At 67.3% G+C, this 26,106-nt stretch carries 24 protein-coding genes; 17 read left to right on the top strand and 7 right to left on the bottom strand.

All coding sequences use genetic code 11. The annotated features are described in order from the left end of the window. Positions 1 to 22: 22 nt before the first annotated feature. Entirely contained in the window at positions 23 to 511 is a 489-nt protein-coding gene (locus ACO06X_RS07445) for an A24 family peptidase (RefSeq protein ID WP_421839295.1), read from the bottom strand. Between the two features lie 105 nt (positions 512 to 616). Between ACO06X_RS07445 and ACO06X_RS07440 the strand changes: the two genes are divergently transcribed. From ACO06X_RS07440 to ACO06X_RS07430, 3 genes are all read left to right on the top strand, one after another. Beyond that, positions 617 to 1,585 carry an alpha/beta hydrolase gene (locus ACO06X_RS07440; protein ID WP_421839294.1) on the top strand — a complete coding sequence of 323 codons (969 nt, stop codon included), beginning with the start codon at positions 617 to 619 and terminating at the stop codon, positions 1,583 to 1,585. Between the two features lie 5 nt (positions 1,586 to 1,590). After that, positions 1,591 to 2,706: an NAD(P)/FAD-dependent oxidoreductase gene (locus tag ACO06X_RS07435; RefSeq protein ID WP_421839293.1), complete on the top strand. Its 1,116-nt coding sequence runs from the start codon at positions 1,591 to 1,593 to the stop codon at positions 2,704 to 2,706. Positions 2,707 to 2,787: 81 nt separating this feature from the next. Then, a complete protein-coding gene (locus ACO06X_RS07430; RefSeq protein ID WP_298165593.1) occupies positions 2,788 to 2,970 on the top strand; it encodes a YegP family protein in 183 nt (60 codons plus the stop codon). A 6-nt stretch (positions 2,971 to 2,976) separates the two neighbouring features. Here ACO06X_RS07430 and rnhA read toward each other — a convergent pair whose 3' ends face one another. From rnhA to ispH, 3 genes are read right to left on the bottom strand one after another with little or no spacing between them, the layout of a single operon-like run. Further along, positions 2,977 to 3,408: a ribonuclease HI gene (gene rnhA / locus ACO06X_RS07425; protein ID WP_421839292.1), complete on the bottom strand. Its 432-nt coding sequence runs from the start codon at positions 3,406 to 3,408 to the stop codon at positions 2,977 to 2,979. After that, positions 3,405 to 4,388 carry a homoserine kinase gene (thrB, locus tag ACO06X_RS07420; RefSeq protein ID WP_421839291.1) on the bottom strand — a complete coding sequence of 328 codons (984 nt, stop codon included), beginning with the start codon at positions 4,386 to 4,388 and terminating at the stop codon, positions 3,405 to 3,407. Before thrB ends, rnhA begins: the two co-directional genes overlap by 4 nt. A 10-nt stretch (positions 4,389 to 4,398) precedes the next feature. Beyond that, positions 4,399 to 5,394, bottom strand: coding sequence for a 4-hydroxy-3-methylbut-2-enyl diphosphate reductase (gene ispH, locus ACO06X_RS07415; protein WP_421839290.1), 996 nt, complete (start codon positions 5,392 to 5,394; stop codon positions 4,399 to 4,401). A 121-nt stretch (positions 5,395 to 5,515) separates the two neighbouring features. Between ispH and ACO06X_RS07410 the strand changes: the two genes are divergently transcribed. The 9 genes from ACO06X_RS07410 (at position 5,516) to tatC (ending at position 13,153) form a co-directional block, all read left to right on the top strand. Next, on the top strand, positions 5,516 to 6,202 hold the full coding sequence (locus tag ACO06X_RS07410) for a hypothetical protein (protein ID WP_421839289.1): 687 nt from the start codon (positions 5,516 to 5,518) through the stop codon (positions 6,200 to 6,202). Positions 6,203 to 6,294: 92 nt separating this feature from the next. Then, positions 6,295 to 8,058, top strand: a complete 1,764-nt coding sequence (argS, locus tag ACO06X_RS07405) for an arginine--tRNA ligase (protein ID WP_421839288.1) — start codon at positions 6,295 to 6,297, stop codon at positions 8,056 to 8,058. Between the two features lie 4 nt (positions 8,059 to 8,062). Then, the gene (locus ACO06X_RS07400; protein ID WP_421839287.1) at positions 8,063 to 8,881 is read left to right on the top strand and encodes an SPOR domain-containing protein; all 819 of its coding nucleotides are present in this window, start codon (positions 8,063 to 8,065) and stop codon (positions 8,879 to 8,881) included. Positions 8,882 to 9,101: 220 nt separating this feature from the next. Continuing rightward, complete coding sequence (nagZ, locus tag ACO06X_RS07395; RefSeq protein WP_421839286.1) at positions 9,102 to 10,121, top strand: beta-N-acetylhexosaminidase; 1,020 nt, start codon at positions 9,102 to 9,104, stop codon at positions 10,119 to 10,121. Then, positions 10,121 to 10,942, top strand: coding sequence for a segregation and condensation protein A (locus ACO06X_RS07390; protein ID WP_421839871.1), 822 nt, complete (start codon positions 10,121 to 10,123; stop codon positions 10,940 to 10,942). Before nagZ ends, ACO06X_RS07390 begins: the two co-directional genes overlap by 1 nt. Continuing rightward, positions 10,939 to 11,544, top strand: a complete 606-nt coding sequence (gene scpB / locus ACO06X_RS07385) for an SMC-Scp complex subunit ScpB (RefSeq protein WP_421839285.1) — start codon at positions 10,939 to 10,941, stop codon at positions 11,542 to 11,544. The genes ACO06X_RS07390 and scpB overlap by 4 nt, the downstream gene beginning before the upstream one ends. A gap of 71 nt (positions 11,545 to 11,615) precedes the next feature. After that, on the top strand, positions 11,616 to 11,861 hold the full coding sequence (gene tatA / locus ACO06X_RS07380) for a twin-arginine translocase TatA/TatE family subunit (protein ID WP_298165611.1): 246 nt from the start codon (positions 11,616 to 11,618) through the stop codon (positions 11,859 to 11,861). Between the two features lie 39 nt (positions 11,862 to 11,900). Further along, complete coding sequence (tatB, locus tag ACO06X_RS07375) at positions 11,901 to 12,371, top strand: Sec-independent protein translocase protein TatB (protein WP_421839284.1); 471 nt, start codon at positions 11,901 to 11,903, stop codon at positions 12,369 to 12,371. Beyond that, a complete protein-coding gene (gene tatC, locus ACO06X_RS07370; protein WP_421839870.1) occupies positions 12,371 to 13,153 on the top strand; it encodes a twin-arginine translocase subunit TatC in 783 nt (260 codons plus the stop codon). The genes tatB and tatC overlap by 1 nt, the downstream gene beginning before the upstream one ends. Positions 13,154 to 13,157: 4 nt before the next feature. Here the strand turns inward: tatC and ACO06X_RS07365 are convergent, their stop codons facing one another. Genes ACO06X_RS07365 through ACO06X_RS07355 form a run of 3 tightly spaced genes read right to left on the bottom strand, consistent with a single transcriptional unit; the run spans position 13,158 to position 16,707 of the window. After that, entirely contained in the window at positions 13,158 to 14,081 is a 924-nt protein-coding gene (locus ACO06X_RS07365; protein ID WP_421839283.1) for a glutathione S-transferase family protein, read from the bottom strand. An 11-nt stretch (positions 14,082 to 14,092) separates the two neighbouring features. Beyond that, positions 14,093 to 15,799: an amidohydrolase gene (locus tag ACO06X_RS07360; RefSeq protein WP_421839282.1), complete on the bottom strand. Its 1,707-nt coding sequence runs from the start codon at positions 15,797 to 15,799 to the stop codon at positions 14,093 to 14,095. Continuing rightward, positions 15,799 to 16,707, bottom strand: a complete 909-nt coding sequence (locus tag ACO06X_RS07355; RefSeq protein WP_421839281.1) for an NAD(P)-dependent oxidoreductase — start codon at positions 16,705 to 16,707, stop codon at positions 15,799 to 15,801. The genes ACO06X_RS07360 and ACO06X_RS07355 overlap by 1 nt, the downstream gene beginning before the upstream one ends. Before the next feature lie 105 nt (positions 16,708 to 16,812). Here ACO06X_RS07355 and ACO06X_RS07350 point away from each other — a divergent pair, with 105 nt between their 5' ends. From ACO06X_RS07350 to ACO06X_RS07330, 5 genes are all read left to right on the top strand, one after another. Continuing rightward, on the top strand, positions 16,813 to 17,187 hold the full coding sequence (locus tag ACO06X_RS07350; protein WP_421839280.1) for a hypothetical protein: 375 nt from the start codon (positions 16,813 to 16,815) through the stop codon (positions 17,185 to 17,187). Positions 17,188 to 17,237: 50 nt separating this feature from the next. Then, positions 17,238 to 18,473 carry a threonine ammonia-lyase gene (locus ACO06X_RS07345; RefSeq protein WP_421839279.1) on the top strand — a complete coding sequence of 412 codons (1,236 nt, stop codon included), beginning with the start codon at positions 17,238 to 17,240 and terminating at the stop codon, positions 18,471 to 18,473. Between the two features lie 199 nt (positions 18,474 to 18,672). Continuing rightward, positions 18,673 to 19,524, top strand: coding sequence for an arginyltransferase (locus tag ACO06X_RS07340; protein ID WP_421839869.1), 852 nt, complete (start codon positions 18,673 to 18,675; stop codon positions 19,522 to 19,524). A gap of 49 nt (positions 19,525 to 19,573) precedes the next feature. Continuing rightward, positions 19,574 to 21,715, top strand: coding sequence for an autotransporter assembly complex protein TamA (locus ACO06X_RS07335; RefSeq protein WP_421839278.1), 2,142 nt, complete (start codon positions 19,574 to 19,576; stop codon positions 21,713 to 21,715). Further along, positions 21,715 to 25,974, top strand: a complete 4,260-nt coding sequence (locus ACO06X_RS07330; RefSeq protein ID WP_421839277.1) for a translocation/assembly module TamB domain-containing protein — start codon at positions 21,715 to 21,717, stop codon at positions 25,972 to 25,974. The genes ACO06X_RS07335 and ACO06X_RS07330 overlap by 1 nt, the downstream gene beginning before the upstream one ends. Positions 25,975 to 26,106 lie beyond the last annotated feature (132 nt).

The following is a 26,106-nucleotide window of genomic DNA, read 5'->3' as shown; positions in this document are numbered from 1 at the left end:
GGGCAAAATGGTTAATATAGCGTCAGCCCGCCGAAACGGCGTGCAAGGCGCTCCAGTCGGTGGTGGTGATGATCCAGAGTCCGGCGGTCGCGATGGCGATGCCGTAGGGGACCTTGAGCTTGTCCTTCTGGCGCCGCGCGATGTGCCACATGCCCATCGTGATGGTCAGCACGCCGCCCGCGAGCGCCATGATGACCAGCAATTTGAGGAACAGCAGCGCCGGCATCCACAGTGCCAGAGCGGTGAGAAGCTTCACGTCGCCGCCACCCATGGCTTTCAGCGCGAAGAGCCCGGCGAGGACGAAGAACGTCACCACCGCAAGGCCGATCTGCAGAGCGACCCCCGGCCATAGCGCCAGACCGGATGCCCACCAGAACAGCGGAGCACCCGCCGCAATGGCGGCATTCAGCCAGTTGTCGATCTGGCGGCGGCGGATATCGGTGATCGCGGCAACCGTTAGTGCGATTGCCAAGGCCCCGACCAGTCCGTAAACGATGTGAGTTCCCTGCATGAGGGGTCTCATACGAGACAATCACTTACCAAACGGTAACCAAACAGGCGCCGCATATCCGGGCACTTGCGGATGCCGCCAAAGCTTTGTGACAGGAGTGCTGGCGTGAATGCAGTGTTGGACGGCTCCTGCGATGTCAGGCGGACGATACCCGCTACCGCGCGGGAATGGCGCTGGGCTCTGCCCGATGGCCACGAGGTTCGCCGCATCAGTTTCGCACCCCCCGCCGGCAGGGCTCGCGGGTCGATCCTGTTCATGCCTGGGCGAGCGGATTTCTACGAGAAGTATCTGGAAACATTGGCAGAATGGGCTGCGGCAGGCTGGCACGTGAGCGCGGCCGACTGGCGCGGGCAGGGCGCCTCCGGGCGCATGACGCCGGACCCAATGGTAGGCGATATTGCCGACTTTTCGATCTGGATTGCCGACCTTCGCGCGCTGTGGTCCGACTGGGCGCGCACCACCCCCGGGCCCCATGTTCTGGCCGGTCATTCGATGGGTGGGCACCTCGTTCTGCGTGCGGTGGCAGAGGGTGCGGCCAGCCCCGATGCCGTCGTGCTGAGCGCGCCGATGCTCGGATTCGTCACGGCGATTCCCCAGTTTGTTCAGCATATCTATGGAAAGATCATGTGCCGGATCGGTAACCCGGAGCGCATGGCCTGGAAGACGAGCGAGAAGCCCGGCTCTGCCAGCAACGATCGCATGAACCTGCTGACGCATGATTCGGACCGCTATTCCGACGAATTGTGGTGGCGCGCGGCGCGGCCCGAGCTCGAAATCGGACCGGCCAGCTGGCGCTGGGTGGAGCGCGCGGCGGCCTCGATCGAAAGCCTGCGCGCGCGCGGCGTGCTCGAAGCGGTGATGGCGCCGGTGCTGCTGCTTGCGGCCAAGCGCGATGCGCTGGTTTCGTGGCCGGCCATCGAACAGGCGGCTGATCGCCTGCCACGCGGCGAACTCGTCGCATGGGGCCCCGAAGCGCGCCACGAACTGCTGCGTGAGGCGGATCCGGTGCGGCGGCAGGTCATGGCCGCGATCGGGAGTTTCCTTGATCGCGCAGTTCCGGCAAAGGCGGTCTGAAGCCTATGACTGCGCACGAACTCTTTGACATCGCCGTCGTCGGCGCCGGCATGGCGGGGTCCAGCCTCGCGGCCGAATGCGCCCCGCACGCCCGCGTGCTGCTCATCGAGGCGGAGGATACGCCCGGCTACCACACCACTGGCCGCTCTGCCGCGTTCTGGCACGAGACGATTGGCGGGCCGCAGATATATCCGCTCACCGCGGCCTCGGGGCCTTGGCTCGCCGAACACGGCTTCCTCAGCCCGCGTGGTGGCCTGCATATCGGGCGCGAGGATCACCGCGCCACGGCTGAGGCCTTCGTCGCGGAATTCCTGGCAGCCGGTGCGCGGATCGAGCTCATCGGGCGCCGCCAGCTCGAACAGATCGTGCCGGGTCTGCGGCCGAACTGGATCATCGGCGCGTGGGAGCCCGAATGCGCGGACATCGATGTTGCCGCGATGCACCAGCACTATCTTGCCGCCGCGCGCAAGGCAGGCAGTGTGCTCAGGGTCCGCGCGCGGCTCGATGGCGTGGAGCGCACGGGCGCAGACTGGACGCTCTCGTGGAGCGGCGCTGCGGGGCCGGGGGCGGCACGCGCCGCGCTGCTGGTCAACGCGGCGGGGGCCTGGGCCGATGGCGTGGCGCAGCTTGCCGGGGCCGCGCCGCTTGGCATCCAGCCGCTGCGCCGCTCGATGGTGCAACTGCGAGTTGATCCGGTCCCGCCGGAGGCGCTGCCGCTGACGCTGAGCTTCGATGAGGATTTCTATTTCCGCCCGCAAGGCGGCCGTCTCTGGCTTTCGCCGCACGACGAGACGCCCGACGTAGCGCGCGATGCCGCGCCCGAGGAACTCGATATCGCCAAGGCGATCGACCGGATGGAGCAGGCGGTCGATTGGAAGGTGCTCGGTCTGGAGCGGCGCTGGGCGGGCCTTCGCAGCTTTTCGCCCGACCGGCTGCCGGTTTTCGGCTTTGATCCCGCGCGCGATGGCCTGTTCTGGTTTGCCGGGCAGGGCGGCTTTGGCATCCAGACCGCGCCCGCTGCCGCGCGACTGAGCGCACAGCAACTGCTCGGCCTGCCGCGCGATGCGATGACCGAATCGATCGACGCAGCGTGCTATTCGCCCGCTCGGTTTGCCGCGTAGCGCCGCATTTCCGACTCCCACTGGGCCTGTGTCGTGCTAAACGAGAACGGGGTCCGTATATTTACCTAGGGAGTTAAGGATATGGCGCACCGTTTCGAAATCCGGAAGAACAAGGCCGGCGAGTTCGTGGCCTACTTCTGCTACAACGATGAGACGATCTTCTGGACCGAAGGCTACAAGTCGAAGGCCAGCGCGAAGAATGCCATCGATTCGGTGCTGAAGAACGGTCCGGGTGCTGAGGTGGTCGATACGACGACCGACTGAGCCGGATCAGGCCGCAATAGCTGCATCGCTGGCGAGTTTGTCCACCCGCTCGTTCTCCGGGTGGCCGTCGTGGCCTTTCACCCAGACCCACTCGATCTTGTGCGGACGGGCCGCGGCGACCAGCGCGCGCCACAGGTCTTCGTTCTTGACCGGCTTGTTGTCGGCGGTCTTCCAGCCCTTCTTCTGCCAGCCGAAGATCCATTTGGTGATGCCGTCGAGCACGTAGCGGCTATCGGTGTGCAGCGTGACCTGGCAGGGCTGCTTGAGCGCCTCCAGCGCGCGGATGGCAGCCATCATTTCCATGCGGTTGTTGGTGGTTTCGCGCTCGCTGCCCGAAAGTTCCTTCTCCACCTCGCCCATTCGCAGCAGCGCGCCCCAGCCGCCCTTGCCGGGATTGCCCTTGCAGGCCCCGTCGGTGAAAATGGCGACGTGCTTCATGCAAAGATCCCCGGATTGGCCTTGTAGAACCCCAGCCGCCGCGCCGGGCCCATCGGGTCCTTGGGGGTGACGAGTGCATCGGCGGGCGTGTTGAGCCAGTCCCACGCGCGGCTCATCGCAAAGCGCATCGCCGCGCCCTCGGCCAGCAGCGGCAGCGCGGCGCGCTCATCGGCGTTCAGCGGGCGCACGCTTTCGTAGCCTTCGATCAGCGCTGACGACACATCGGGCCGGAAGGTATCGTCCTTGTCGAAACACCACGCGACATGCGTGACTGCCAGATCGTAAGCGATGATGTCGTTGCAGGCGAAGTAGAAGTCGATCAGGCCGGTGACCTTGTCGCCCAGCATCAGCACATTGTCCGGAAAGAGATCGGCATGGATCACGCCTGAGGGCAGGCCGGTGGGCCAGCTTTCGGCAAGGCGCGGCAGTTCATTCGCCACGATCTTCGCGAGTTCGGGATTGATTCGCGCCAGGCCCTCCGCGCCGCAGGCCGCGGCCAGCCGCTGCCATTCCGCCACGCCCATGCCATTGGCGCGGCTGCCGGGGAAATCGGCAGCGGCCAGGTGCAGCCGCGCCAGTTCCCCGCCCACTGCGCGTGCCTGTCCGGCGGTCGGCGTGCTGACCGAGACGCCAGGCAGGTACTCGATCAGCGCCAGCGCCTTGTCTTCCCCCGCCGGCCCGGGCCGGGTGACATAGAGGTTGCCCTCCCGGTCATGGATCGTGCGCGGCACAGGGCAACGCCTCGCCGCCAGATGATCGAGCAGCGACAGGAAGTAGGGCAGGTCTTCCAGCTCGATGCGGAATTCGTACATGGTGAGGATGAAGCGCGCGCCGCTTCCATCGCCGCCGGTCGTCTCGAGCAGCCAGTTGCTGTTGGAAACGCCCTCCGCGATCCCTTTCGCGGAAACCAGCGTGCCGACATCGAAACGGGCGATCAGCGCGGCCATCTCCTCCGCGCCGAGGTGTGTGTAGACTGCCATGGGGCCAGCTTCAGTCCGCGAGCTGGCGCGGCAGCTTGAACACCATGTTCTCGACCGTGGTGGTCACGGTCTCTTCATCCACCGTGCGCCACTCCCGCAGCCGGTCGACCACTTCGCGCACCAGCACTTCGGGGGCGGATGCCCCGGCGGTGAGGCCCAGCGTCTCGACCCCGACAAGCCAGCTTGGATCGATCTCGCTGCCGCGCTGGATCAGGCGCGCGGGCGTGCCCTCGCGCTCGGCCACTTCGACAAGGCGCAGCGAATTGGAGCTGTTGGGCGCACCGATCACGAGCAGGAGCTGGCACCGCGCCGCGATGGACTTGACCGCGGTCTGCCGGTTCGACGTGGCGTAGCAGATATCCTCGGCGCGCGGGCCGCTGATGTCGGGAAAACGAGTCCGCAGCGTGGCCACGATCTCGCGCGTGTCGTCGACCGAAAGCGTCGTCTGCGTGAGAAACGAAAGCGCCGTTCCCGCCGGGAAATCGAGCGCTGCCACATCGTCCAGCGTTTCGACCAGCGTGATCGAGCCTTCGGGCACCTGGCCCATCGTGCCGATCACTTCGGGGTGCCCCTTGTGGCCGACGAAGAGGATATGCCGCCCTGCCTCGACCTGCCGTTCCGCCTGGCGGTGGACCTTGCTGACCAGCGGGCAGGTGGCATCAAGCCAGTCGAGCCCGCGTTCGGTCGCGGCGGCGGGGACCACTTTGGGCACGCCATGGGCGGAAAACACCACCGGCGCGCCATCGGGCACTTCATCGAGTTCCTCGACGAAGACCGCGCCCTTGGCCTTCAGCCCGTCGACCACGAAGCGGTTGTGCACGATCTCGTGCCGCACGAAGACCGGCTGGCCGAACCGGTCGAGCGCGCGCTCGACAATTTCGATCGCGCGGTCGACCCCGGCGCAGAATCCGCGCGGGGCAGCGATCAACAGCTTGAGCGGGGCCAGATCGGTTTGGGCAAGGCCGCTCTGGGCGGCGGCGGGCGAAGTCGGTGCGGTGGTGGTCATCACGGGCGACCTTAGCAGGGGGGCGCGCCTGCGCAAACCCGCCACGAGGGGGGCATGCAGCATTGCGCCGGGGGATTGCGGTGGCTAGAGGATGCGCTCTACGCTGCCCGAGGATGCCTGAATGACCCCGTCTGCCTTTCGTCCTGCTTCCTTCCGGCGTCTCGCTCCGCTGGCTGCGCTGGCCCTCGTGGGCACGCTGGGCGCGTGCAAGGGCGGCGGCGGCGAGCTGGTGGTGGACGACAGCGTGGGCGTCACCGCGCTGCGCAGCCCGTGCCCCCTGGTCGAAATTCCGGACATGACCGGTGATGTCACGCTGTTTACCGATCCCGCCCGCACCGATGCGGGCGCGATCGACCTGACCGCCTCGATCACCAATCTGCGCAGCACCTGCGATGATGCCAAGGGCCAGACCGAGCTCAGCACCGAAGCCACCTTCGATGTCTATGCGCGCCGCACCGATACGCGGGGCGCGCGCCGGGTGGTGCTTCCCTATTTCTCCGCCGTGATGCGCGGCGGCAATGTCGTGATCGCCAAGCGGCTCGGCTCTGTGACGATCGATTTCGTTGACGGGCAGGAGCGCGCGCAGGCCACGGGCCGCGCCGGTTCGACTGTCGACCGCAGCGAAGCGACGCTGCCCGATAACGTGCGCAAGCTCCTCACTCGCAAGCGCAAGGCCGGGCAGGCCGACGCCGCGACCGATCCGCTCGCGCTGCCCGAAGTGCGCTCGGCGCTCGCCAAGGCGAGCTTCGAGCTGGTGGTGGGCTTCCAGCTCACCGATGCGCAGCTGAAGTACAACGCTACGCGGTAATCGGGTGGAAGGTGCTGAAGAGCGCGTGACGCTGCACCAACCAGCGCGCTAGTTTGTTGGCGAACGCGCGCGGTTGGGCTAACGGCGCGCTCATGACCGAGACCGCAACCGCTTCCGCTCTTCCCCTCTTCGCCGATTTCGCCGGTGTGATCGACCGCGCGCTCGATGCGCTGGTCGCCGCCGGCACGCTGCCCGAGGGCCTTGCACGAAGCGGGGTGACCTGCGAGCCGCCGCGCGAGGCCAGCCATGGCGATATCTCCACCAACGCCGCGATGGTGCTGGCCAAGCCTGCCGGCACCAATCCGCGCGCGCTTGCCGCGCTGCTGGTGGAAGAGCTGACGCGCGAACCCCGCGTTGCCTCCGCCGAGATCGCCGGGCCGGGCTTCATCAACCTGCGGCTGGCAGACAGCGCCTGGCTCGCCGAACTCGCGCAGATCGCCGCCAAGGCTGGCGACTATGGCCGCTCCGGGATGGGCGGGGGCAGCATGGTGAACGTCGAGTACGTGTCTGCCAACCCGACCGGGCCGATGCACATGGGCCACTGCCGCGGCGCGGTGGTGGGCGATGCGCTCGCCAGCCTGCTCGAATTCGCCGGGCACCGGGTGACGCGCGAATACTACGTCAACGATGCCGGTGCGCAGGTCGATGTGCTCGCCCGCTCGGTCCACTTGCGGTACCGCGAGGCGCTTGGCGAGGCAGTGGGCGCCGTGCCCGAGGGGCTCTATCCGGGTGAATATCTGGTCCCGGTCGGGCAGGCGCTCGCCGCCGAATTCGGTGATGCCTATGCCAAGGCGCCCGAAGCCGATTGGCTCGTGCCCTTCCGCACCCGCGCTGTCGCAGCCATGATGGACATGATCCGCGCCGATCTCGCCACGCTTGGCATCCATCACGATCTGTTCTCGTCAGAGGCGGAACTGCAGGCCTCCGGCAAGGTCGATGCGGCCGAAACGTGGCTGCGCGCGCATGATCTGGTCTATGACGGGGAGCTTGAGGCACCCAAGGGCAAGCTGCCCGATGATTGGGAACCGGTGGCGCTGCCCTTGTTCCGCTCGACCAAGTTCGGCGACGATCAGGATCGCCCGATCAAGAAATCGAACGGCAGCTGGACCTATTTCGGCGCGGACCTCGCCTATCACTTCCAGAAGGCGCAGGCCGCCGATGCGCTCGTCGATATATGGGGCGCGGACCATGCCGGCACCGTCAAGCGGATCAAGGCCGCCGTCGCCGCGTTGACCAGCGCCGAATCCGGCACGCCCAAGCCGTTTGAGGTCAAGCTTGTCCAGATGGTTCAGCTGATGAAGGGTGGCCAGCCGTTCAAGATGTCGAAGCGCGCGGGCAATTTCGTCACGCTCGCCGATGTGGTTGATATGGTCGGCAAGGACGTGGTGCGTTTCACCATGCTCACCCGCAAGCCCGATGCGCAGATGGACTTCGATTTCGACAAGGTGGTCGAAGCCTCGAAGGACAATCCGGTGTTCTATGTGCAGTATGCCCATGCGCGGATTCACTCCACCTTGCGCAAGGCGGCGGCAGAGGGCTTTGCGCCCGCGCCGGAGCATGTCGCGCTGCTGGGCGCGGAGGAGATCGGCCTCGTCAAGCTTGCCGCGCAGTTCCCGCGCGTGGTCGAAAGCGCCGCCGCCGCGCGCGAGCCGCACCGGGTGGCGTTCTTCCTCTATGACCTCGCCGCCGGCTTCCACGCCTATTGGAACGTGGGGAACGACCGGCCTGACAAGCGCTTCATTGTGGCACAGGATGCAGCGCTCACATCGGCACGACTTTTCCTCGGCGTTCAAATCGGGCAAGTGGTGAAGAACGGGCTGGCCATATTGGGCGTAGAGGCCGCCGAGGAGCTTTGACGCGATGGTTATCAGCGGAGCCGAAGGGACCGGCGAAGGGGACGACAACACTGGCATGCCGATCAATCCGGCAGCTTGGGGTGAAGCAGCGCAGCACGCTGCCGCCGAGGGCACCGAGGCGATGCAGGGCGCAGCGCATGATGCCGTCAGCACGCCCTTCGATGGCGCGCAGGACGATCGCCTCGCCCTTGGCGACGAGGAACGCCTGCCCTGGCTGGAAAGCGCGGACGATGTCGATTTCGACGAACCGGCGGATGGCAACAGCCGCCTGATCGGCTTCGCTGTGCTGGCGTTCCTGCTGCTGGCAGCGCTGGTCGGCGGCATCTACGTGATTTCGCACCGGAACGCCGGCTCGGCCGCCGCCGATGGCAGCCTGATCACGGCTGACAAGGAACCCTACAAGATCGCGCCCAAGGATCCCGGCGGCAAGACGTTCGAAGGTACCGGCGATGCAAGCTTCAAGGTCAGCGAGGGCGAGAAGCCCGTTGCCAATCTTGCCGGCAGCACGGCCCCCGGTTCAACGCCCGCCACTCCTGCTCCGAAGCCTTCCGCTGCGGCCTCTGCGCCTGCACCGGCTGGCCCCGCATCGGGCATCGGCGTGCAGGTGGGCGCGTTCTCGACAGCTGCGTCGGCTGAAACGGCGTGGTCCAAGCTCGTCTCCGCGCATGATGCACTCTCGGGCCTGTCGCACCGCGTGGTCGAGGGCAAGGCCGATATGGCGACCGTGTTCCGTCTGCAGGCCGTGGCGGGAGACTTCGCGGCTGCCAACGCGCTTTGCGCCAAGCTGCAGGCCGGCGGCCTCAAGTGCCAGGTGAAGCGCTGATCTGATTTTACCCCTCCGTCAGCGCTACGCGCTGCCACCTCCCCATTTGCACTTCGTGAAAATGGGGAGGACGAAGAAGATCCTCCCTGTTTTTGCCGAAGGCACAAACGGGGAGGTGGCCTGCCGCAGGCAGGTCGGAGGGGTTCTTCCTTTCCCTTTTCCCCCGTGATCCACAGCCTCCAGCCTTGCCAGCCGTGCGCATTTGGGCGAATCCAGCCCCATGCTCCCGGCGATCTTTGGCCTATCGGGTCTCACTCTCAGCGATGACGAGCGCGCATTCTTCCGCGATGCCGATCCGGCGGGTTACATCCTGTTTGGCCGCAACGTCGAAAGCCGCGCCCAGCTGCGCGCACTGACCGATGCGCTACGAGAGCTGCACGGGCGGGAGCGTACGTTTATCTGCATCGATCAGGAAGGCGGGCGCGTCGCGCGGATGAAGCCGCCGGTCTGGGCGGCCTATCCGCCCGGCGCGGCGTTCGACCGGCTCTACGAGATCGCCCCGATCAGCGCGATCGAGGCCGCGCGCGCCCATGCCGAGGCGCTGGGGATCGACCTTGCCGAAGCGGGCATCAGCGTCGATTGCCTGCCGCTGCTCGATGTGCGGCAGGAAGGCGCGCACGACGTGATCGGCGACCGCGCCCTGGGGCACGAGCCGCTGCGCGTGGCGGCACTGGGCCGGGCCATGCTGGAGGGCCTTGCACGCGCAGGCGTCGCGGGCGTGATCAAGCACATCCCCGGCCACGGCCGCGCCGGGGTGGATAGCCACAAGGAGCTCCCCACCGTCACTGCCAGTGCGGAGGACCTCGAAACCGACCTCGCACCCTTCCGCAGCCTCAACGACAGCCTGATCGGCATGACCGCCCATGTGCGCTACACCGCGTGGGACGACGAGAACCCCGCCACGCTTTCGTCCGCGGTGATCCGCGAGGTGATCCGTGGCCGCATCGGCTTCGACGGCCTGCTGCTCACCGACGATCTCGACATGCAGGCGCTCGGCGGCGCGGTGCCCGATCGCGCCGCGCGGGCGCAGGCGGCGGGCTGCGATATCGCGCTCAATTGCTGGGCGAAGATGGACGACATGGTCGGCATCGCCAGCGCGCTCGCGCCGATGTCTGCCGAGACCGCTGCGCGGCTGGAGCGCGCGCTGGCCGCGACCGGCGATTTCAGCGCTCCGGTGGACCTCGCCCGGCAGGCCGAGCGGACCGAGACGCGCGACCGGCTGCTGGCACTCGCGACGTGATCGAGGAAGCCGCCCTTGCTGCCCCGCTTGCGGGCGATGATTGGGACGAGACCCCGCTCGATGTACCGCCCGAAGCGCGCAGCGGGGAGCCTGACACGCTGACCCTGGCCATCGACGGCTGGGAAGGGCCGCTCCATCTCCTGCTCGATCTGGCGCGGCGGCAGAAGGTCGATCTGCGCAAGATCTCGATCCTCGCGCTCGTCGATCAATATCTCGCTTACGTGGAGCGCGCCGGGGCGCAGCGGCTCGAGCTTGCGGCGGATTACCTCGTGATGGCGGCCTGGCTCGCCTGGCTGAAATCGCTTCTGCTCCTGCCGCGCGATCCAGAAGTCCAGCCGAGCCCGGAGGAACTTGCGCTGCGCCTGCAATTGCGCCTCCAGCGGCTTGGCGCGATGCGCGAGGCGGGGGCGCGGCTCATGGCGCGCGACCGGCTGGGCCGCGATGTCTTCGCGCGCGGGGCGCCGGAGGGGCTGCGCGTCGATCGGCAGGTCAGCTGGCAGTGCGATCTCTTCGCGCTGATGCAAGCCTATGGCCATATCCAGCACCGCAATCGGCCCGTTGTCCACATGGTCCGCGCGCGGCCGGTGATGACGCTGGAAGCCGCCATTGCGCGGGTTGAGGCGCTGATCGGCGCGGCGATCGACTGGACCGAACTCAGCCTCTTCCTCCCGGTGCAGGAAGTCGGCGGCGATCCACGCCTTGCCCGCTCGGCGCTTGCTTCCAGCTTTGTCGCCGCGCTCGAGCTTGCCAAGCAGGGCAAAGTCGAACTGGCGCAGGAAGCGACTTTCGCGCCGTTGCTGCTGCGCAGAGGGCGCGGATGAACCCGCCGGACGAGATCGAACGCGCGGTCGAGGCCGCGCTGTTCGCCGCCGAAGCGCCGATGACCGCCGAAGAACTCTCGCGCCATCTTGGCGGGGCGGACGTGGCCCCCGCGCTCGAAGCGCTGGCCGCGCACTACGCCGGACGCGGGATCGAACTCGTCATGCGGGGGATGAGCTGGCACTTTCAGACCGCGCCCGATCTCGCTCACTTGCTGCGCCGCGAGCGCGAGGACGTGCGCCGCCTTTCGCGCGCGGCGACCGAGGCACTGGCCATCATCGCCTATCACGAACCCGTCAGCCGCGCCGAGATCGAGGCGATCCGCGGCGTGCAGACTGCCAAGGGCACGCTCGATGTGCTGATGGAAGCGGGCTGGATCAAAGTTGCGGGCCGCCGCGAAGGTCCGGGCCGTCCGACCATTTACGCGACGACGCCGGCGTTTCTCGCGCATTTCGGCCTCGAATCGCGGCGCGATCTGCCGGGGATCGAGGAACTGCGCGCGGCGGGCCTGCTCGATCCGCTCGAGGCAGTGTTTGCCGGCGAGCAGGATGTTGAAGCGGACGTTGAATCGGGCGGGGAACCGGACGAAACAAACGAGGCTTGACGAATCTTCGCGAGCTTGCTGGCAGTTTCGCGCAGGATGTCCTATCTGAAGGGACATAAAGGAGAATACCCATGGGCGCTCTGTCCCTTCCGCATCTGATCATTCTGGCGCTGGTTGTCCTCATCCTGTTCGGCCGTGGCCGCATTTCCGAGATGATGGGCGATTTCGGCAAGGGTATCAAAAGCTTCAAGCAGGGCATGAACGAGGGTGCGGACACGCCGCTTGTCCAGCCGCCTGCGCAGATCCAGCAGCAGCCGGTGGCTCCGGCCACGCCCACCGCCCAGCCAGAGCAGACCGGCTCCGGCCCCGCCGCCTGATCCCGCACACACCCCCGCACCCGATCAGGGCCTGATACGATGTTCGGCATTGCGCCAGACGAGATGCTCCTCGTCGTGATCGTGGCGATCATCGTCATCGGTCCCAAGGACCTGCCGCTTGCATTGCGCACGGCGGGGCGCTGGATCGGCAAGATCCGCCGTGTTTCCGGCCACTTCCGCACCGGGCTCGAAACCATGATCCGCGAGGCGGAGATGGAGGAGATGGAGCGCAAGTGGAAGGAACAGAACGCAGCGATCATGGCGGCTCATCCCGCCTCTGATCCGGCCGCAGGCCAGAGCGCGGAGGCAACCGCCGATCAGAACGATCCGCCGCCCCTCATGCAGCCGCTGCCCGCGCCCGCGCCGATCGATCCCGAAGTGGCCGCCGTCGCGCCGACCGAGCCTCTGGCAGAGCCGGTGGCCGAGCCACTGGCCGAATCGGTTGGTGAAATGCTCCCCATCGCCGAACGCCCCGCGCGCGCCAGAAGCCCCGGTAGCGGCAACGCATGATGGTCCGCGATATCGACGAGACGCAGGCTCCACTGCTCGATCACCTGCTGGAGCTGCGCACCCGCCTGCTGCGCTGCGTCTATGCCATCGCGATTGCCTTCGTGGTGTGCTTCTATTTTGCCAACCAGATCCTTGCGATTCTGGTCCAGCCGCTGGTTCATGCCTTTCCGGCGGGGCAGGGCAAGCTCATCTACACCAAGCTCTATTCGGCGTTCTTCGTCGATCTCAAGGTCTCGCTCTTCGCGGCCTTCCTCATCAGTTTTCCGGTGATCGCCAACCAGCTCTGGGCCTTCATCGCGCCGGGGCTCTATGCGCGCGAAAAGAAGGCCTTCCTGCCGTTCCTGATCGCCACGCCGATCCTGTTCACGATGGGCGCGAGCCTTGCCTATTTCATCGTGATGCCCACCGCCTTCCGCTGGTTCATCGGTTTCCAGGGGGATCGCGGCGGCCTGCAGCTTGAAGCGCTGCCGGGGATCGAGGAATACCTCAACCTCGTGATGCAGTTCATCTTCGCCTTCGGGATCAGCTTCCTGCTGCCCGTGCTGCTGATGCTGCTCAACCGCGCCGGGATCGTCACCCGCGCGCAGCTCGTAGCGGCGCGGCGCTATGTGATCGTCGGGATCACCGCGCTCGCTGCCGTGATCACCCCGCCCGATGTGCTCAGCCAGCTCATGCTCGCTATTCCGCTGATGATCCTCTTCGAAGGCACGCTCGTCGTCATGCGCTTTGCCGAGAACAAGGACGCTGCGGAAAAGGCCAAGGCGGAGATCGCGGAGGCCTGATCGGTCAGTATCGGGTCACTCCGAAGCCGTGGCGCGGGAAGTGGACGTTGACGGCGCCGGTCATTGCGTGTTCGCGGCGGATCACAATGGTCTGGGTGTCGCACCGCAGCAGGGTGCCGTGGCTTGGCATCACACCGTAATCGACCGGGGCCACGTTGACTTCGGTGCCGGGCGGAAAGGCGGGGATATCGCTGACCTGCTCGACTGGCAGGGGATCGGCGGCGTGGGCGGTGGCAAGCGCATCGTCTGCCGAGATCGCTTCACCCGGATGCTCACTGAACCTGCGCATGCGGTCCATCCAGCCGCTGACGCGGGTGTGGGCCGCGAGCCAGTCGGCCATGCCGCCGCCAGCGTGGATGAACCACAGCATGTGGTAGACCGCGAAATCGGCAACGCTGACGTCTGCACCAAACAGGCAGGCACGGCCATCGCCGAGCTGGGCCTCCATTTCGGCTAGGAACCGGGCATAGCGCGCCTTGGCCTCATCGACGGCGGGACGGCGGACCTGCGCGCCTTGCGCGAAGTTGGCGCGGTCTTCGGCGAAGGCTTGCGCGGTGGCGGGATCGGCGAAGAAATTGCCCATGTTCTCGGGCATGAAGCGCAAGGTCACCGCCGCCCAGAACAGCTCGGTATCGACCCAGCGCGCGAGGGTTTGCACGGCAAGCAACTGGCTGGCGGGAAAGAGGCTGGGGCCGCTGCCCTTGCCGTCGAGGTATTCGGCAATCAGCGCGGTATCGCAGTAGACGTCCGCACCGACCTGCAGCACCGGAATGCGCCGGTATCCACCCGTGAGCGCAATGGTCGCCGGGCGCGGCATGACCATCGATACCTGCAGTGAGCGCCAAGCCAGCCCCTTGGCGCCGAAGATGGCCCGCACCTTTTCCGAGAAGGGCGATTCCGGGTAGTGGTGCAGGATCAGGTCGGTCATTGCTGTGGCCCCTACTTCTTCACCGGCTCCGCACCCGCCGCGCCGCCTTCGGGCTTGTCGGCATCCCAGACCTTGCCGCCGCCGACCCAGGTTTCAAACACTCTGGTCTTGCGGATGGCTTCGGGCGTGGCGATCATCGGGTCGGTATCGACGAAGATGAAATCGGCGCGCAGCCCGGGCGCCAGCCGGCCGAAGCGCTTTTCGGCGAAACCGGCGTAGGCGGCCTGCGCGGTGTATCCGGCCAGTGCCGTCTCGCGGCCGACGCGTTCCTGCGGCTGCCAGCCTTGCGGCGGCTGGCCGTTCTCGTCCACGCGGCTGATCGCGGCGGCAAAGCCGGCCCAGGGATCGGGGAGCTCGACCGGGGAGTCGGAGCCAAACGCCAGCACAGCCCCGTTTGCCTTGGCCGAGGCCCAGGCATAGGCACCCGCCAGCCGGTTCGGCCCGAGCCGGGCCTCCGCCATCAGGCGATCCGAAGTCTGGTGGACGGGCTGCATCGAGGCGATGAGCCCGACCGACTTCGCCACCCGCGCGGCAATCGGCCAGTCGGCAGGATCGATCACTTGCGCATGTTCGATGCGCCAGCGGCGATCACCCTTGTAGGTCTGCGCAAGGTCTTCCATCGCGCCGAGCAGCACCGCGTTCGCCTCATCGCCGATGGCGTGGACGGCGATCTGGTACTGGTCCATCGCCGCGCGGCTCATCAGGTTGCCGAGCTGCGTCTGCGTAAGGCGGGGGAGACCGCGCGTATCGGGCTTGTCCGCATAGGGCGCCTTGAGCCAGGCCCCGCGCGATCCCAGCGCGCCGTCCATGTAGAGCTTCACACCGTTGAGCCGCAGCCGGTCTGCATAGAGCCAGGGCGAGGGGCCGGGGCCGCCGATCTCGACCGTGTTCTCGATCCCCGAGCCATAGGCCATGATCCGCACGTAGAGCGTGTTGAGGTCACCTGCGCGGCGGAAGGTCTGCCAGTCTTCCATGGTCGAGCCCATATCCGCCACGGCGGTGAGGCCGCGCCGGTAGAACTCGCGCTGGGCGAGTGCAAAAGCGGAGTCGTAATCGCGCGCCGTCGGCGGCGGGACATGCGCGCCGACGAGATCGGAAGCGTTGTCGACCAGCACGCCCGCCGGGCTGCCATCAGCAAGACGGATGATCTCGCCCCCGCCGGGCGCCTTGCTTGCGGCGGTCACCCCGCCAGCCTTGAGTGCGGCGGTATTGGCCCAGCCGGCATGCCCATCGGCGCGTTCAAGCCATACGGGGCGGTCCGCGACCACGGCATCAAGTTCGGCGGCGGTCGGGAAGCGGCCAAGCTTCCAGCGCTCCTGATTCCAGCCGCGCCCGATCAGCCACGGCCTGTCGGGGTGCGCCCTGGCATAGGCGGCGATCTTTTCGAGCGCCTCGGCCAGGCTGTTCGTTTCCGAAAGGTCGAGCGTCAGCGCGGCAAAGCCGGTGCTCATCACGTGAACGTGCGCATCGATCAGGCCGGGCAGCATGATCCGCCCCTTGCCGTCGATGCGGTACTGGAAGCCCTTCTTCGGCGTCTTCTCGCCTTCGTGGATCAGCGCCTTCACCACGCCGGCATCGTCCATCAGCATGGCCTTGAACCGCTCGACATGGCCGTCCGCGCCGATGGTCTGGCCGGCCACGTTGTCGATCAGCGTGTCGGCGTGGACGGGGGCGGCGAATGCCAAAGTTGCGAAAGCGGCGAGGCCAAAACGGACCATCAGTTGTTCCCCCGGCGCGGCAGGCGGCGGATCAGGGCGCTCGTGTCCTGCCGTCCGCCGCCCAGTGCCTGCACATCGGCGTAGAACTGGTCGATCAGCGCGGTGGTGGGCACGCTGGCCCCCACGCCGCGCGCTTCCTCGATGGCGAGGCCGAGGTCCTTGCGCATCCAGTCGACCGCGAACCCGAAATCGAATTCGTCCTTCGCCATGGTGTGCCAGCGGTTGTCCATCTGCCACGATTGCGCGGCGCCGCCGGAGATCGCCTCGAACACCTTGTCGAGATCGAGCCGGGCGGCCTGCGCGAAGCGGATAGCCTCCGCAAGGCCCGCGATGGCACCGGCGATGCACATCTGGTTGGCCATCTTGGCCGTCTGCCCCGCGCCCGGCTTGCCGACATGGACCACACGCTTGGCATAGGCGGAAAGCACTTCGCGTGCCGCATCGACCGCCTTTTCGCTGCCGCCGCACATGATCGAAAGCGTGCCAGCCTCTGCGCCCGATTGCCCGCCGGTGACGGGTGCATCGACGCAGAGCAGCTCCTTGTCGCGCCCCTCGACCGCAATCTGGCGGGCAATTCGTGCCGAAACGGTGGTGTGATCGATAAACAGCGCACCCCGCTTCAGCGTGGAGAACACGCCGGTCGGGCTGAGCACGACGTCCGAGAGATCGTCATCGTTGCCGACACAGGTGATCACCACGTCCGCACCTTCCGCCGCTTCCGCCGGGCTCGTGGCCACGCGCCCGGCAAGCCCCGGATGCGCCGCCTGCCAGGCCTGTGCCCGCGCCGGTGTGCGGTTGTAGATGGTGAGGTGATGGCCGGCAGTGCCGAGGTGGCGGGCCATGGCCCCGCCCATTACGCCAAGACCAAGGAAGGAAACATTGAGCGGTAGAGAAGCTGCGTCTGTCATGCCCGGCGTTCTAGCCGCTTTGCCGCGCGCTGCCAGCCAGAATCGCGCCACCTCTGCGCAAACGGTGCTTGCCGCGCGATGGCGCAGCGGGCTAGCGCGCCGCCCATGTCTCGTACTTCTGGGCCTCGCACTTCTGGATTCGCCGCGTTTGCCGCGCCTGCCTTCTGGCTCTGCCTGACCGGCGCGGTGACGCTGGCCTTGCTTCCCCACGCGACCAATCTTCCCGAACTGAACGACAAGGCGCAGCACATGCTGGCCTTTGGCACGCTAGCGCTGCTAGGCACGTTCGCGTTTCCGCGCTTCCCGAAGCTCCATCTGGCCGAGCGGCTGTCGTTCCTCGGCGCGCTGGTCGAGGTGCTCCAGGCGATCCCCTCGCTCCACCGCGATTGCGATATTCGCGACTGGATCGCCGATACGATCGCGATCGTGGCCGTGCTGGCCTTGCTCCATCTGTTCAATCTGCCCCGGCGCAAGCGCTGATCGCGACGAAGGTTCCCTTCAGGGCAGGTTTCGATTAGGGGCCGTAGCCCATGAACACGACGACAACCGCCGCCCCGCTGCTGACCCTTGACGACGTGCGCGCCGCTGCCGCGCGGATCGCCGGACAGGTCGTGCGCACGCCCACGCTGCACAGCAAGACGCTCAGCGAGATTACCGGTGCGGAGATCTGGCTGAAGTTCGAGAACCTGCAGTTCACCGCCGCCTACAAGGAGCGCGGCGCGCTCAATGCGCTGCTCCAGCTTTCGGACGAGCAGCGCGCGAAGGGCGTGATCGCGGCTTCTGCAGGCAACCACGCGCAGGGGCTTTCGTATCACGGCACGCGGCTTGGCATGCCCGTCACCATCGTGATGCCGCGCACCACGCCCACGGTGAAGATCATGCAGACCGAAAGCGTCGGCGGCAACGTCGTGCTCGAGGGCGAGACGTTCGACGAGGCCTATGCCCACGCCCGCAAGCTCGAGGCCGAGCGCGGGATGACCTTCGTCCATCCCTTCGACGATCCCCACGTGGCCGCAGGGCAAGGCACCGTGGCGCTCGAAATGCTGGAGGATGTCCCCGGGCTCGATACGCTGGTCGTACCGATCGGCGGGGGCGGCCTGCTTTCGGGCATGGGCACCGCCGCGCGCGGGATCAAGCCTTCGATCGGGCTGGTCGGCGTGCAGGCCACGCTGTTCCCCTCGATGTATGCCAAGCTCAAGGGCCTCGATCTGCCCTGCGGCGGCGATACGATCGCGGAAGGCATCGCGGTGAAGGAGCCGGGCACATTCACGTCCGCCGTGCTCAAGAAGATCGTCGACGATATCGTGTTGGTGAGCGAACCGGCGCTGGAAACCGCCGTCGCGGTGCTGCTGCAGATCGAGAAGACCGTGGTTGAAGGCGCGGGCGCGGCGGGGCTTGCCGCGGTGATGACGCACCGCAAGCGCTTTGCCGGGCGCAAGATCGGCCTCGTGCTGTGCGGCGGCAATATCGATACGCGCCTTCTTGCCAATGTGCTGCTGCGCGATCTTGCCCGCTCGGGGCGGCTTGCCCGCCTCAGGCTCACCTTGCAGGACCGTCCGGGCGCGCTGTTCAAGGTGGTGGAGGATTTCAACCGCCACCAGGTCAACATTCTCGAGGTCTGGCACAACCGCATCTTCACCTCGCTGCCGGCCAAGGGCCTTACTGCGGAGATTGAATGCGAGGCGCGCGACCGCGAGCAGATCGATCTGCTGGTCGCGAGCCTGCGCGCCAAGGGCTACGATGTGACGCAAGTGGAACTCGGTTAAGCCTCTTTCGTCACACTCCCAGCCGTTCGCATCCCGTTTCGGTACGGTCACCGGCCTGTCCTGGGCTCGGCTACGAAATCCCTGCTGATTAACTACCTTTGATGGTTAATCGCTCTTTCACCAATCGCCCGGGTAAGGCATGTTGCCTCTGTCAGCGCTGCAGGATGGTCCGGCGGCGCGAGAGGATACCGCCCAGGCCGTGACTGCGCCCGTCCGCTTTCCCCGCTTCTTCGTGACGAGCCCGATGCCGTGCCCCTATCTGCCGGGGAAGACGGAGCGAAAGGTGTTCACGGAGCTCAAGGGCCCCAATGCCGACGAGCTCAACGATGCGCTGGGCCGCATCGGCTTTCGCCGCAGCCAGACAGTGGCCTATCGCCCCAGCTGCATCGATTGCTCGGCCTGCATTTCGGTGCGCGTGGCGGCGGGTGAGTTCGTGCCCTCGGCTACCCAGCGCAAGAACCTCAAGCGCAACAGCGATCTTGTCGTCTCCGCCTGCAAGCCGTGGTCCACGCCGGAACAATTCGAGCTGCTCCAGCGTTATCTGGCCGCGCGCCATCCCGGTGGCGGCATGGCCTCGATGGACGAGATGGATTTTGCCGACATGGTCGAGCATACCCCGGTCCAGAGCTTCGTGATCGAGTATCGCGAGCCTGGAATTGACGGGAGGCCCGGCAAGCTTGTCGGCGCATGCCTGACCGACCGTCAGGGCGATGGGCTGTCGATGATCTACAGCTTCTACGAACCTGATCATGCCGAGCGGCGGGGGCTTGGCAATTTCATCATTCTGGACCACATCCTTCATGCCGCCCGAATTGGTCTTCCCTATGTCTATCTCGGATATTGGGTCGAAGGATCGGCGCGGATGCAGTACAAGGTCCGCTATCGGCCGCTCGAACGGCTGGGCCGCGAAGGATGGGAACGCTTTGACCCCGATGAGCAGGCCCGCGCGATCGACCGCGCTGCGACCGCAGGGGGTGCGGATCGGCGAATCGCGGACGATACCGGCAAGGACGGTCTTGCCGCCGCACAGGCACAGTACCGCCAGATCTGAAGCCTGGCGGGCCTTCCTGCCGGCCCTTCTGCTCGCCATTCTGCCGCAATTGGCGCACGCCCAGTCGCGTGATGCGGATCAGGCGCTCGAGGATCTGATCCCCGATTCCGCGCTCGACGATCCCAAGACCTGGGCGAACCAGACCGACGCCGCCAAGGTTGCCGTGCCCGATCCGAGCACGCTGCTCTCACCCGATGCAATCGCGCCGCTGACCGGCATTCCCGCGATCACGCTGGCCTGGCCCGACGCTGCGGAGCTGCCGCCGATCGAGCTGCTCACGCCCGATGCGGATATCGGCGAGGCGGCCGAACAGGCCAAGGCCGCCGGCGAAGCGCTGGCGACCGATGCCGATCCGGGCAGTGGGCGCGGGATCGGCCAGATTCCGGGGGCAAGCCTGTTCCCGATTACGCCCCAATTGGCGCTCGCCTTTCCGCCGGACGTCGAGACCCTGCCAGAGCGCGAGGCCGTGACCACACGCTTCGGCACGCTCGCCACGTTGCGCAAGTTCGGCAACGAGGAAGATAACCTCGCGCAGCTCACCCGGCGCGCACGGCAGGACACCGACCTGCTGCAGCAGGTGCTGAGGGTCTATGGCTATTACGACGCCGAGGTGTTCCAGAGCACGACCGGCTATGCCGCGCCTGCCGAAGGCAGCGGGCCGGGGCCGGCGATCGATCTCAAGAAAGTCGGCGTGCGCTTCGATGTGCGCCCGGGGCCGCGTTATACTCTCTCGCGCATCGACCTGGGCGATATTGCCGCCGCGCACGATGCCGCTGCGCTGACGCGCGCCTTCGCGCTCGCGCCGGGCGATCCGGTCAATACCGACCGCATCGTTGTCGAGCGCGATCACCTGATTACCGCGCTCGGCGAAGGCGGCCATGCCTTTGCCAAGGTGGGCGAACCCGATCTCACGATCGACCATGCGGTGCGCACCGGCGATCTCACCCTGCCCGTCACCAGCGGCGGGCAATATGTGATGGGTGAGATCCACAGTTCGCTGCCCGATTACCTTTCCGCCCGCCACCTCGCGCGGATTGCCCGCTTCCGGCCGGGTGATCCCTTCCGCAAGTCGCGTGTCGATGATCTCAGGCAGGCGATCCTGGCAACCGGCCTCGTGTCGGCAGTCACGGTCACGCCGCGGGAAGTCACCCCGGCGGCCAATCCGCAGCCGGGCGTCGCCGATGTCGACGTCACCCTGTCCAAGGCGCCGCAGCGCACGATTGCCGGGCTCATCGGTTATTCGAGCGGCGAGGGCCTGCGGGTCGAAGCGAGCTGGGAGAACCGCAACATGTTCCCGCCCGAAGGCCTCGTGCGCTTCCGCGGCGTGGTCGGTACGCGTGAGCAGCTGGCGGGCGCGACCTATCGTCGCAACAATTTCTTCGGGCGCGATCAGGTGCTTACCGCCGATCTCTATGCCCAGACCCGTCGGACGGACGCGTATCAGGCGCGCACACTCTCGTTCTCGACGACGTTCGAGAAGCAGACGACGCTGATCTTCCAGAAGGCCTGGGTGTGGTCCGCCGGGTTTGAACTGCTCGCCACGAGCGAACTGCCCGCCGCCGCCGGTTCCACCCGCACCACCTATTTCATCGGCGCGCTGCCCTTGCGCGGCGCTTATGACGGCAGCAACGACCTGCTCGATCCGCGGCGCGGCGTGCGCGTTTCGGTGCGGCTGAGCCCAGAAGTTTCGGTGCAAAACGGCATGAAGTCCAGCTACTTGCGCGCGCAACTCGATGCGAGCGCCTACCAGCCTGTCAGCAGCCGCGTGGTGCTGGCAGAGCGCGTGCGGCTGGGCACGATTCCGGGCACCGATGTCAATTCCATCGCGCCTTCGCGGCGGTTCTATGCCGGCGGCGGCGCATCGGTGCGCGGCTTTGCCTATCAGGCAGTCGGCCCGCGCGATGCTCTCGGCAATCCGAGCGGCGGGCGCAGTCTTTCCGAATTCTCCTTGGAAGCGCGCGTGAAGACCGGGCTGATGGGCGGCGCGGTCAGCGTGGTGCCGTTCGTCGATGCGGGCACAGTGGGCACAACGGCCTCGCCCACGGTCAACGGCCTCAAGGTCGGCGTGGGCCTTGGCCTGCGCTACCAGACCAGCTTTGGCCCGATCCGCATCGATCTGGGCACGCCGGTCAATCCCTCGAAGGGCGATAGCCGCATCGGCGTCTACGTCAGCCTGGGGCAGGCGTTCTGATGGCGAGTGCCGCGCCGCCCGAGCCGCCTGCCGCTCTGCCGCCGCGCAGGGGGCCGGTTCGGCGCCTGCTCGGCTGGGGCCGCGGGCTGCTCCTTGCCGCGCTGCTGTTCGTGCTGGCTATCGCCGGCTCGATGGTCGTGCTCGATTCCTCGATCGGTCACCGCTTCGTGGCGGACCGCATTGCCGCCATCGTGCCGGGTTCGGGCCTGCGCATCCGAATCGGGCGGATCGATGGCACGCTGCTGGGTGCGATGAGCCTGCACGAAGTGGTACTGAGCGATCCTGACGGGCGCTTCATGGTCGTGCCCGAAGCCACGCTCGATTGGCGTCCGCTCGCCTGGTTCGGGCTCGATCCGCGCTCAGGACTGTTCAAGGGCCTCGATATTCGCGCACTGATCCTCAAGCGCGGCACGCTGCTGCGCGCGCCCCGCCTTAGGCCCGGCGATCCGAACGAGCCGATCCTGCCCGATTTCGATATCCGCATCGGCAAGCTGGCCGCGGAAAACCTTGCCATCGAGCGCGGCGTTACGGGTGAGCGGCGGCGGATCGACTTTGCCGCGGTTACCGATATCCGGCGCGGACGGGCGCTGGTCAGCCTTGGCGGACGGCTGGGCGGACGCGACCGGCTGCGCCTGCGGCTCGATAGCGCGCCGGATCGCAACAGGTTCGCGCTCGATTTCATCTACAACGCGCCGAAGGACGGCCTGCTTGCCGCACTGACTGGGCTGAAGCGCGACATTTCCGCGCGCGCGGGCGGCAAGGGCACGTTTCAGGAGTGGCACGGCTGGAGCGTGGCGACCGAGGGCGGGCGCAAGCTGGCGGCATTCCAGCTCGAGAACCGCAGCGGGCATTACACGCTGGCCGGGCAGGTCTTCCCTGGCGATCTGCTGGGTGATGCCGCGCGGCGCGCGAGCGGCGGGAAGCTTTCCATCGTGGCAGACGGAACCGCCGGCGGCGGTGTGCTGCGCGGGCGGCTTTTCGCCGGGGGCGCTGCGCTCAGGGCCACGGCGGAGGGCGGGCTCGATCTCGTGAACAACCGCGCCGAAGCGGTAAAGGTCCGCGCCGTTCTCGCGCGACCGGAGCTGCTGCTGGCTGGCACGGGCACCGAACTGCAGGGCGCGCGGCTCGATGCGACGGTCGATGGCCGCTTCGCTGCGCTTGCGATCATCCACGACCTGCGCGCCGCGCGCCTGCGCAGCGGACCGGTACTTGCCGAAGGATTGCGCACGGCGGGCACGGCCTATTGGGATGGCAAGCGCCTGCGCCTGCCGCTCGCACTTACGGCGCAGCGGCTGAAGACCGGGCAGGCCATGGTCGATCCGCGCCTGCCGGGTGCGCGTCTTTCTGGCGACCTTGTGCTGGCCGGCAGCAAGCTCACGTCGGACCGGCTCGATCTCACGCTGAAGGGCGCGTCTGCCAGGCTGGTCCTCGCTGGTGATCTGGCGCGCAGCCGCTTTGCCATCTCGGGCCCGGTCACCGCGCGGGGCATCGCGCTGCCCGATCTGGGTGTGGCCGATGGCGAGGCGCGCATTGCGCTGACCGTGGGGGCCGGTCAACCGTGGCTGCTCAGCGCCGATGGTGCCGGGCGCATGGCGCGGATCGACAATGCCACGCTGGCCAACCTGACGGGCGGCAATGTCCGCGCGCGGGCTTCACTCACTCTTGGCGGCAACCAGCCGCTGATCGTGCGGCGGGGCGAGCTGACTTCGGCCAAGCTCACCATGGCGCTGCGCAGCTGGACTCAGGCGAACGGCGTGACGACGCTGGCCGGGCAGGGCCGCCATCTCGAATACGGGCCGTTCACCTTCGATGCGGCGCTGGCAAAGGATGGCCCGCGTGCCACGCTCGTGCTTGCCGATCCGCTCCCGGCCGCCAGTCTCAAGGACGTGCGCCTTGCGCTGAGCCCCGAAGGCGATGGCTTTCGCATTGAGACCAAGGGGGATTCGCGGCTCGGGGCGTTCAGCAGTCTCGTCCTGCTCACGGCGCCGAAGGACGCGCCGGTGCACCTCGGGATCGAGCAGTTCATCGTCTACCAGACCCGGATCACCGGCAGCGTCGAGATCGGCAAGCAGGGTGCGACAGGCAGTCTGGCGCTCGCGGGGGGCGGGGTGACTGGCACCATCGACCTCGCACCGGACGGGACGGGGCAGGCGCTCAAGGCCGCGATCACGGCGCGCGGTGCCCGCTTTGGTGGCGAGAACCCGATCGCAATCGGCAATGCCGAGATCACCGCCGACGGGCGCATCGAAGGCGGCGACACCACCTTGCAGGCCACGCTAAAGGCCGAGGGGATCAGTGCGGGCAAGTTCTTCATTGGCCGGCTTGCGGCGGACGCCGCGCTCGTCAACGGATCGGGCAGCGTCACCGCTTCGCTCGCCGGGCGGCGCGGCACGAGCTTTGCGCTGCAGGGCACCGCCGCCTTTTCGCCCGAAAAGATCGTTGCCTTCGTCGCGGGGGACTATGCCGGGCGCGCTATCTCGATGCCGCGCCGCGCGGTGCTGGAGCGCGAGCCTGACGAAGCGGGTGGTGGCGCAGCGGCAGGCTGGCGACTTCAACCCACTCAGGTCGATTTCGGGCGGGGCAGCGTGATCGCCAGCGGCCATGTGCTGGGCGGGGCGACCCAGCTCAAGCTCATGCTCTCTCGCATGCCGCTCTCGGTGCTTGATATCGTGCTGCCGGATCTCGGCCTCGGCGGGCTCGCCTCAGGCGTGATCGATTATGAGAACGACCACCTCGGCGCGCCTTCGGGCCATGCAGCGGTGGAGCTCAAGGGCCTTACCCGCTCGGGCCTTGTCCTGACCTCAAGGCCGCTTGACCTTGCGCTGGTCGCGGAACTCAATCCCGCCGCGCTGCAGGTCCGCGCGGTGGCGCGTGAAGGCGCGGCGATGCGCGGGCGGGTGCAGGCACTGGTGACCGACCTGCCGCGCGGCGGCACCATGCTCGAGCGGCTGCGGGGCGGCACCCTCAAGGCAGAGCTGCGCTATAGCGGCCCCGCTGAGGCGCTGTGGCGGCTCGCCGCGATCGAGGTGATCGATCTCACCGGCCCGCTCGGCGCTGCGGCGAGCGTCACGGGTTCGATCGACCACCCGGTGATCACCGGCGCGGTCGCCACGCGTGCGCTGCGCGTCCAGTCGAACCTCACCGGCTCTGATGTGCGCGATATCGAGGCGCTCGGCAGCTTCGCCGATGCCCGGCTCAGTCTGGCCCACTTCAGCGGCACGACGCCCGGTGGCTCGGGCGGCGGAGGCACGGTGAGCGGCAGCGGCACGGTCGATCTCTCCAACCTGGCGACGCGCGGAGTCGGCCTCGATCTCAGGCTGGCGGCCACGAACGCGCTGCTGATCAACCGCGACGACATGGCCGCGACCATCACCGGGCCGCTGCGCCTGATCTCCGACGGTATTGGTGGGACGATCGCCGGGCGCGTGCATATCGATCGCGCGCGCTGGACGCTGGGCCGCGCCAATGTGACCGAAGCGTTGCCGGCGATTACCACGCACGAAGTCAACCAGCGCGCCGATGTCGCCCCGCCGCGCGTGCCTTACACACCTTGGAAGTACCTGATCGACGCTGCCGGCGCGGACCGCATCGATGTGCGCGGGCTCGGCCTTGAAAGCGAATGGGGCGCCGATGTGCGCCTGCGCGGGGATACCGCCAATCCGCAGATCTTCGGCAGTGCCGATCTGGTGCGCGGTGGCTATGAGTTCGCCGGGCGGCGCTTTGATCTCACGCGCGGACGGATCCGCTTTGTCGGCGAAGTGCCGGTCGATCCCCGGCTCGATATCGTGGCCGAAGGCGATGCCAACGGGGTGAGCGCCAAGATCGCCATCAGCGGTTCGGCGCTCAAGCCGCAGATCGCGTTCAGTTCGGTCCCCGCGCTGCCCGAGGAAGAGTTGCTCAGCCGCATGCTGTTCGGCAGTTCGATCACCCAGATTTCCGCGCCGGAAGCGGTGCAACTGGCCTCGGCGCTCGCCAGCTTCCGCAGCGGCGGCGGGCTCGATCCGATCAACAAGGTGCGCAATGCCATCGGGCTCGATCGGCTGCGGATCATCAGCGCCGATGCTTCGGTCGGACGCAGCACGTCGATTGCGGTGGGCAAGTACATCGGCCGCCGCATCTTCGTGGAGCTGATCACCGACGGGCGCGGCTACAGTGCGACTTCGGTGGAGTTTCGCATGACGCGCTGGCTGGTGCTGCTGGGCACCATCTCCACGATCGGCGACGAAAGCCTCAACCTCAAGGCATCGAAGGATTATTGAGGCGGCTGGAGGTTGATCGCCGGGTCAGGCGGCACAATGTTTCTCGCAGAGGCGCGGAGGAGGCAGAGACCGCAGAGATGCGGGATCGCGCCGAAGGCTCTGCTTCACAAAGCAGCGACACGGGGGCCATCA

Origin of the sequence: Novosphingobium sp., from assembly GCF_965229225.1 — a bacterium.
Classification (GTDB): domain Bacteria; phylum Pseudomonadota; class Alphaproteobacteria; order Sphingomonadales; family Sphingomonadaceae; genus Novosphingobium.
Note: the sequence above shows the minus strand (reverse complement) of the source record. Positions and strands in the feature narration are given on the sequence as shown.

What these genes read in the sequence shown, in the direction of transcription:
- ACO06X_RS07435 (WP_421839293.1), top strand. Translation starts at nt 1,591, where the DNA reads ATGACTGCGCACGAACTCTTTGACATCGCCGTCGTCGGCGCCGGCATG.
- rnhA (WP_421839292.1), bottom strand. Translation starts at nt 3,408, where the DNA reads ATGAAGCACGTCGCCATTTTCACCGACGGGGCCTGCAAGGGCAATCCC.
- argS (WP_421839288.1), top strand. Translation starts at nt 6,295, where the DNA reads ATGACCGAGACCGCAACCGCTTCCGCTCTTCCCCTCTTCGCCGATTTC.
- ACO06X_RS07410 (WP_421839289.1), top strand. Translation starts at nt 5,516, where the DNA reads ATGACCCCGTCTGCCTTTCGTCCTGCTTCCTTCCGGCGTCTCGCTCCG.
- ACO06X_RS07330 (WP_421839277.1), top strand. Translation starts at nt 21,715, where the DNA reads ATGGCGAGTGCCGCGCCGCCCGAGCCGCCTGCCGCTCTGCCGCCGCGC.
- ACO06X_RS07430 (WP_298165593.1), top strand. Translation starts at nt 2,788, where the DNA reads ATGGCGCACCGTTTCGAAATCCGGAAGAACAAGGCCGGCGAGTTCGTG.
- nagZ (WP_421839286.1), top strand. Translation starts at nt 9,102, where the DNA reads ATGCTCCCGGCGATCTTTGGCCTATCGGGTCTCACTCTCAGCGATGAC.
- ispH (WP_421839290.1), bottom strand. Translation starts at nt 5,394, where the DNA reads ATGACCACCACCGCACCGACTTCGCCCGCCGCCGCCCAGAGCGGCCTT.
- ACO06X_RS07360 (WP_421839282.1), bottom strand. Translation starts at nt 15,799, where the DNA reads ATGGTCCGTTTTGGCCTCGCCGCTTTCGCAACTTTGGCATTCGCCGCC.
- ACO06X_RS07365 (WP_421839283.1), bottom strand. Translation starts at nt 14,081, where the DNA reads ATGACCGACCTGATCCTGCACCACTACCCGGAATCGCCCTTCTCGGAA.
- tatB (WP_421839284.1), top strand. Translation starts at nt 11,901, where the DNA reads ATGTTCGGCATTGCGCCAGACGAGATGCTCCTCGTCGTGATCGTGGCG.
- scpB (WP_421839285.1), top strand. Translation starts at nt 10,939, where the DNA reads ATGAACCCGCCGGACGAGATCGAACGCGCGGTCGAGGCCGCGCTGTTC.
- tatC (WP_421839870.1), top strand. Translation starts at nt 12,371, where the DNA reads ATGGTCCGCGATATCGACGAGACGCAGGCTCCACTGCTCGATCACCTG.
- tatA (WP_298165611.1), top strand. Translation starts at nt 11,616, where the DNA reads ATGGGCGCTCTGTCCCTTCCGCATCTGATCATTCTGGCGCTGGTTGTC.
- ACO06X_RS07355 (WP_421839281.1), bottom strand. Translation starts at nt 16,707, where the DNA reads ATGACAGACGCAGCTTCTCTACCGCTCAATGTTTCCTTCCTTGGTCTT.
- ACO06X_RS07400 (WP_421839287.1), top strand. Translation starts at nt 8,063, where the DNA reads ATGGTTATCAGCGGAGCCGAAGGGACCGGCGAAGGGGACGACAACACT.
- thrB (WP_421839291.1), bottom strand. Translation starts at nt 4,388, where the DNA reads ATGGCAGTCTACACACACCTCGGCGCGGAGGAGATGGCCGCGCTGATC.
- ACO06X_RS07445 (WP_421839295.1), bottom strand. Translation starts at nt 511, where the DNA reads ATGCAGGGAACTCACATCGTTTACGGACTGGTCGGGGCCTTGGCAATC.
- ACO06X_RS07350 (WP_421839280.1), top strand. Translation starts at nt 16,813, where the DNA reads ATGTCTCGTACTTCTGGGCCTCGCACTTCTGGATTCGCCGCGTTTGCC.
- ACO06X_RS07345 (WP_421839279.1), top strand. Translation starts at nt 17,238, where the DNA reads ATGAACACGACGACAACCGCCGCCCCGCTGCTGACCCTTGACGACGTG.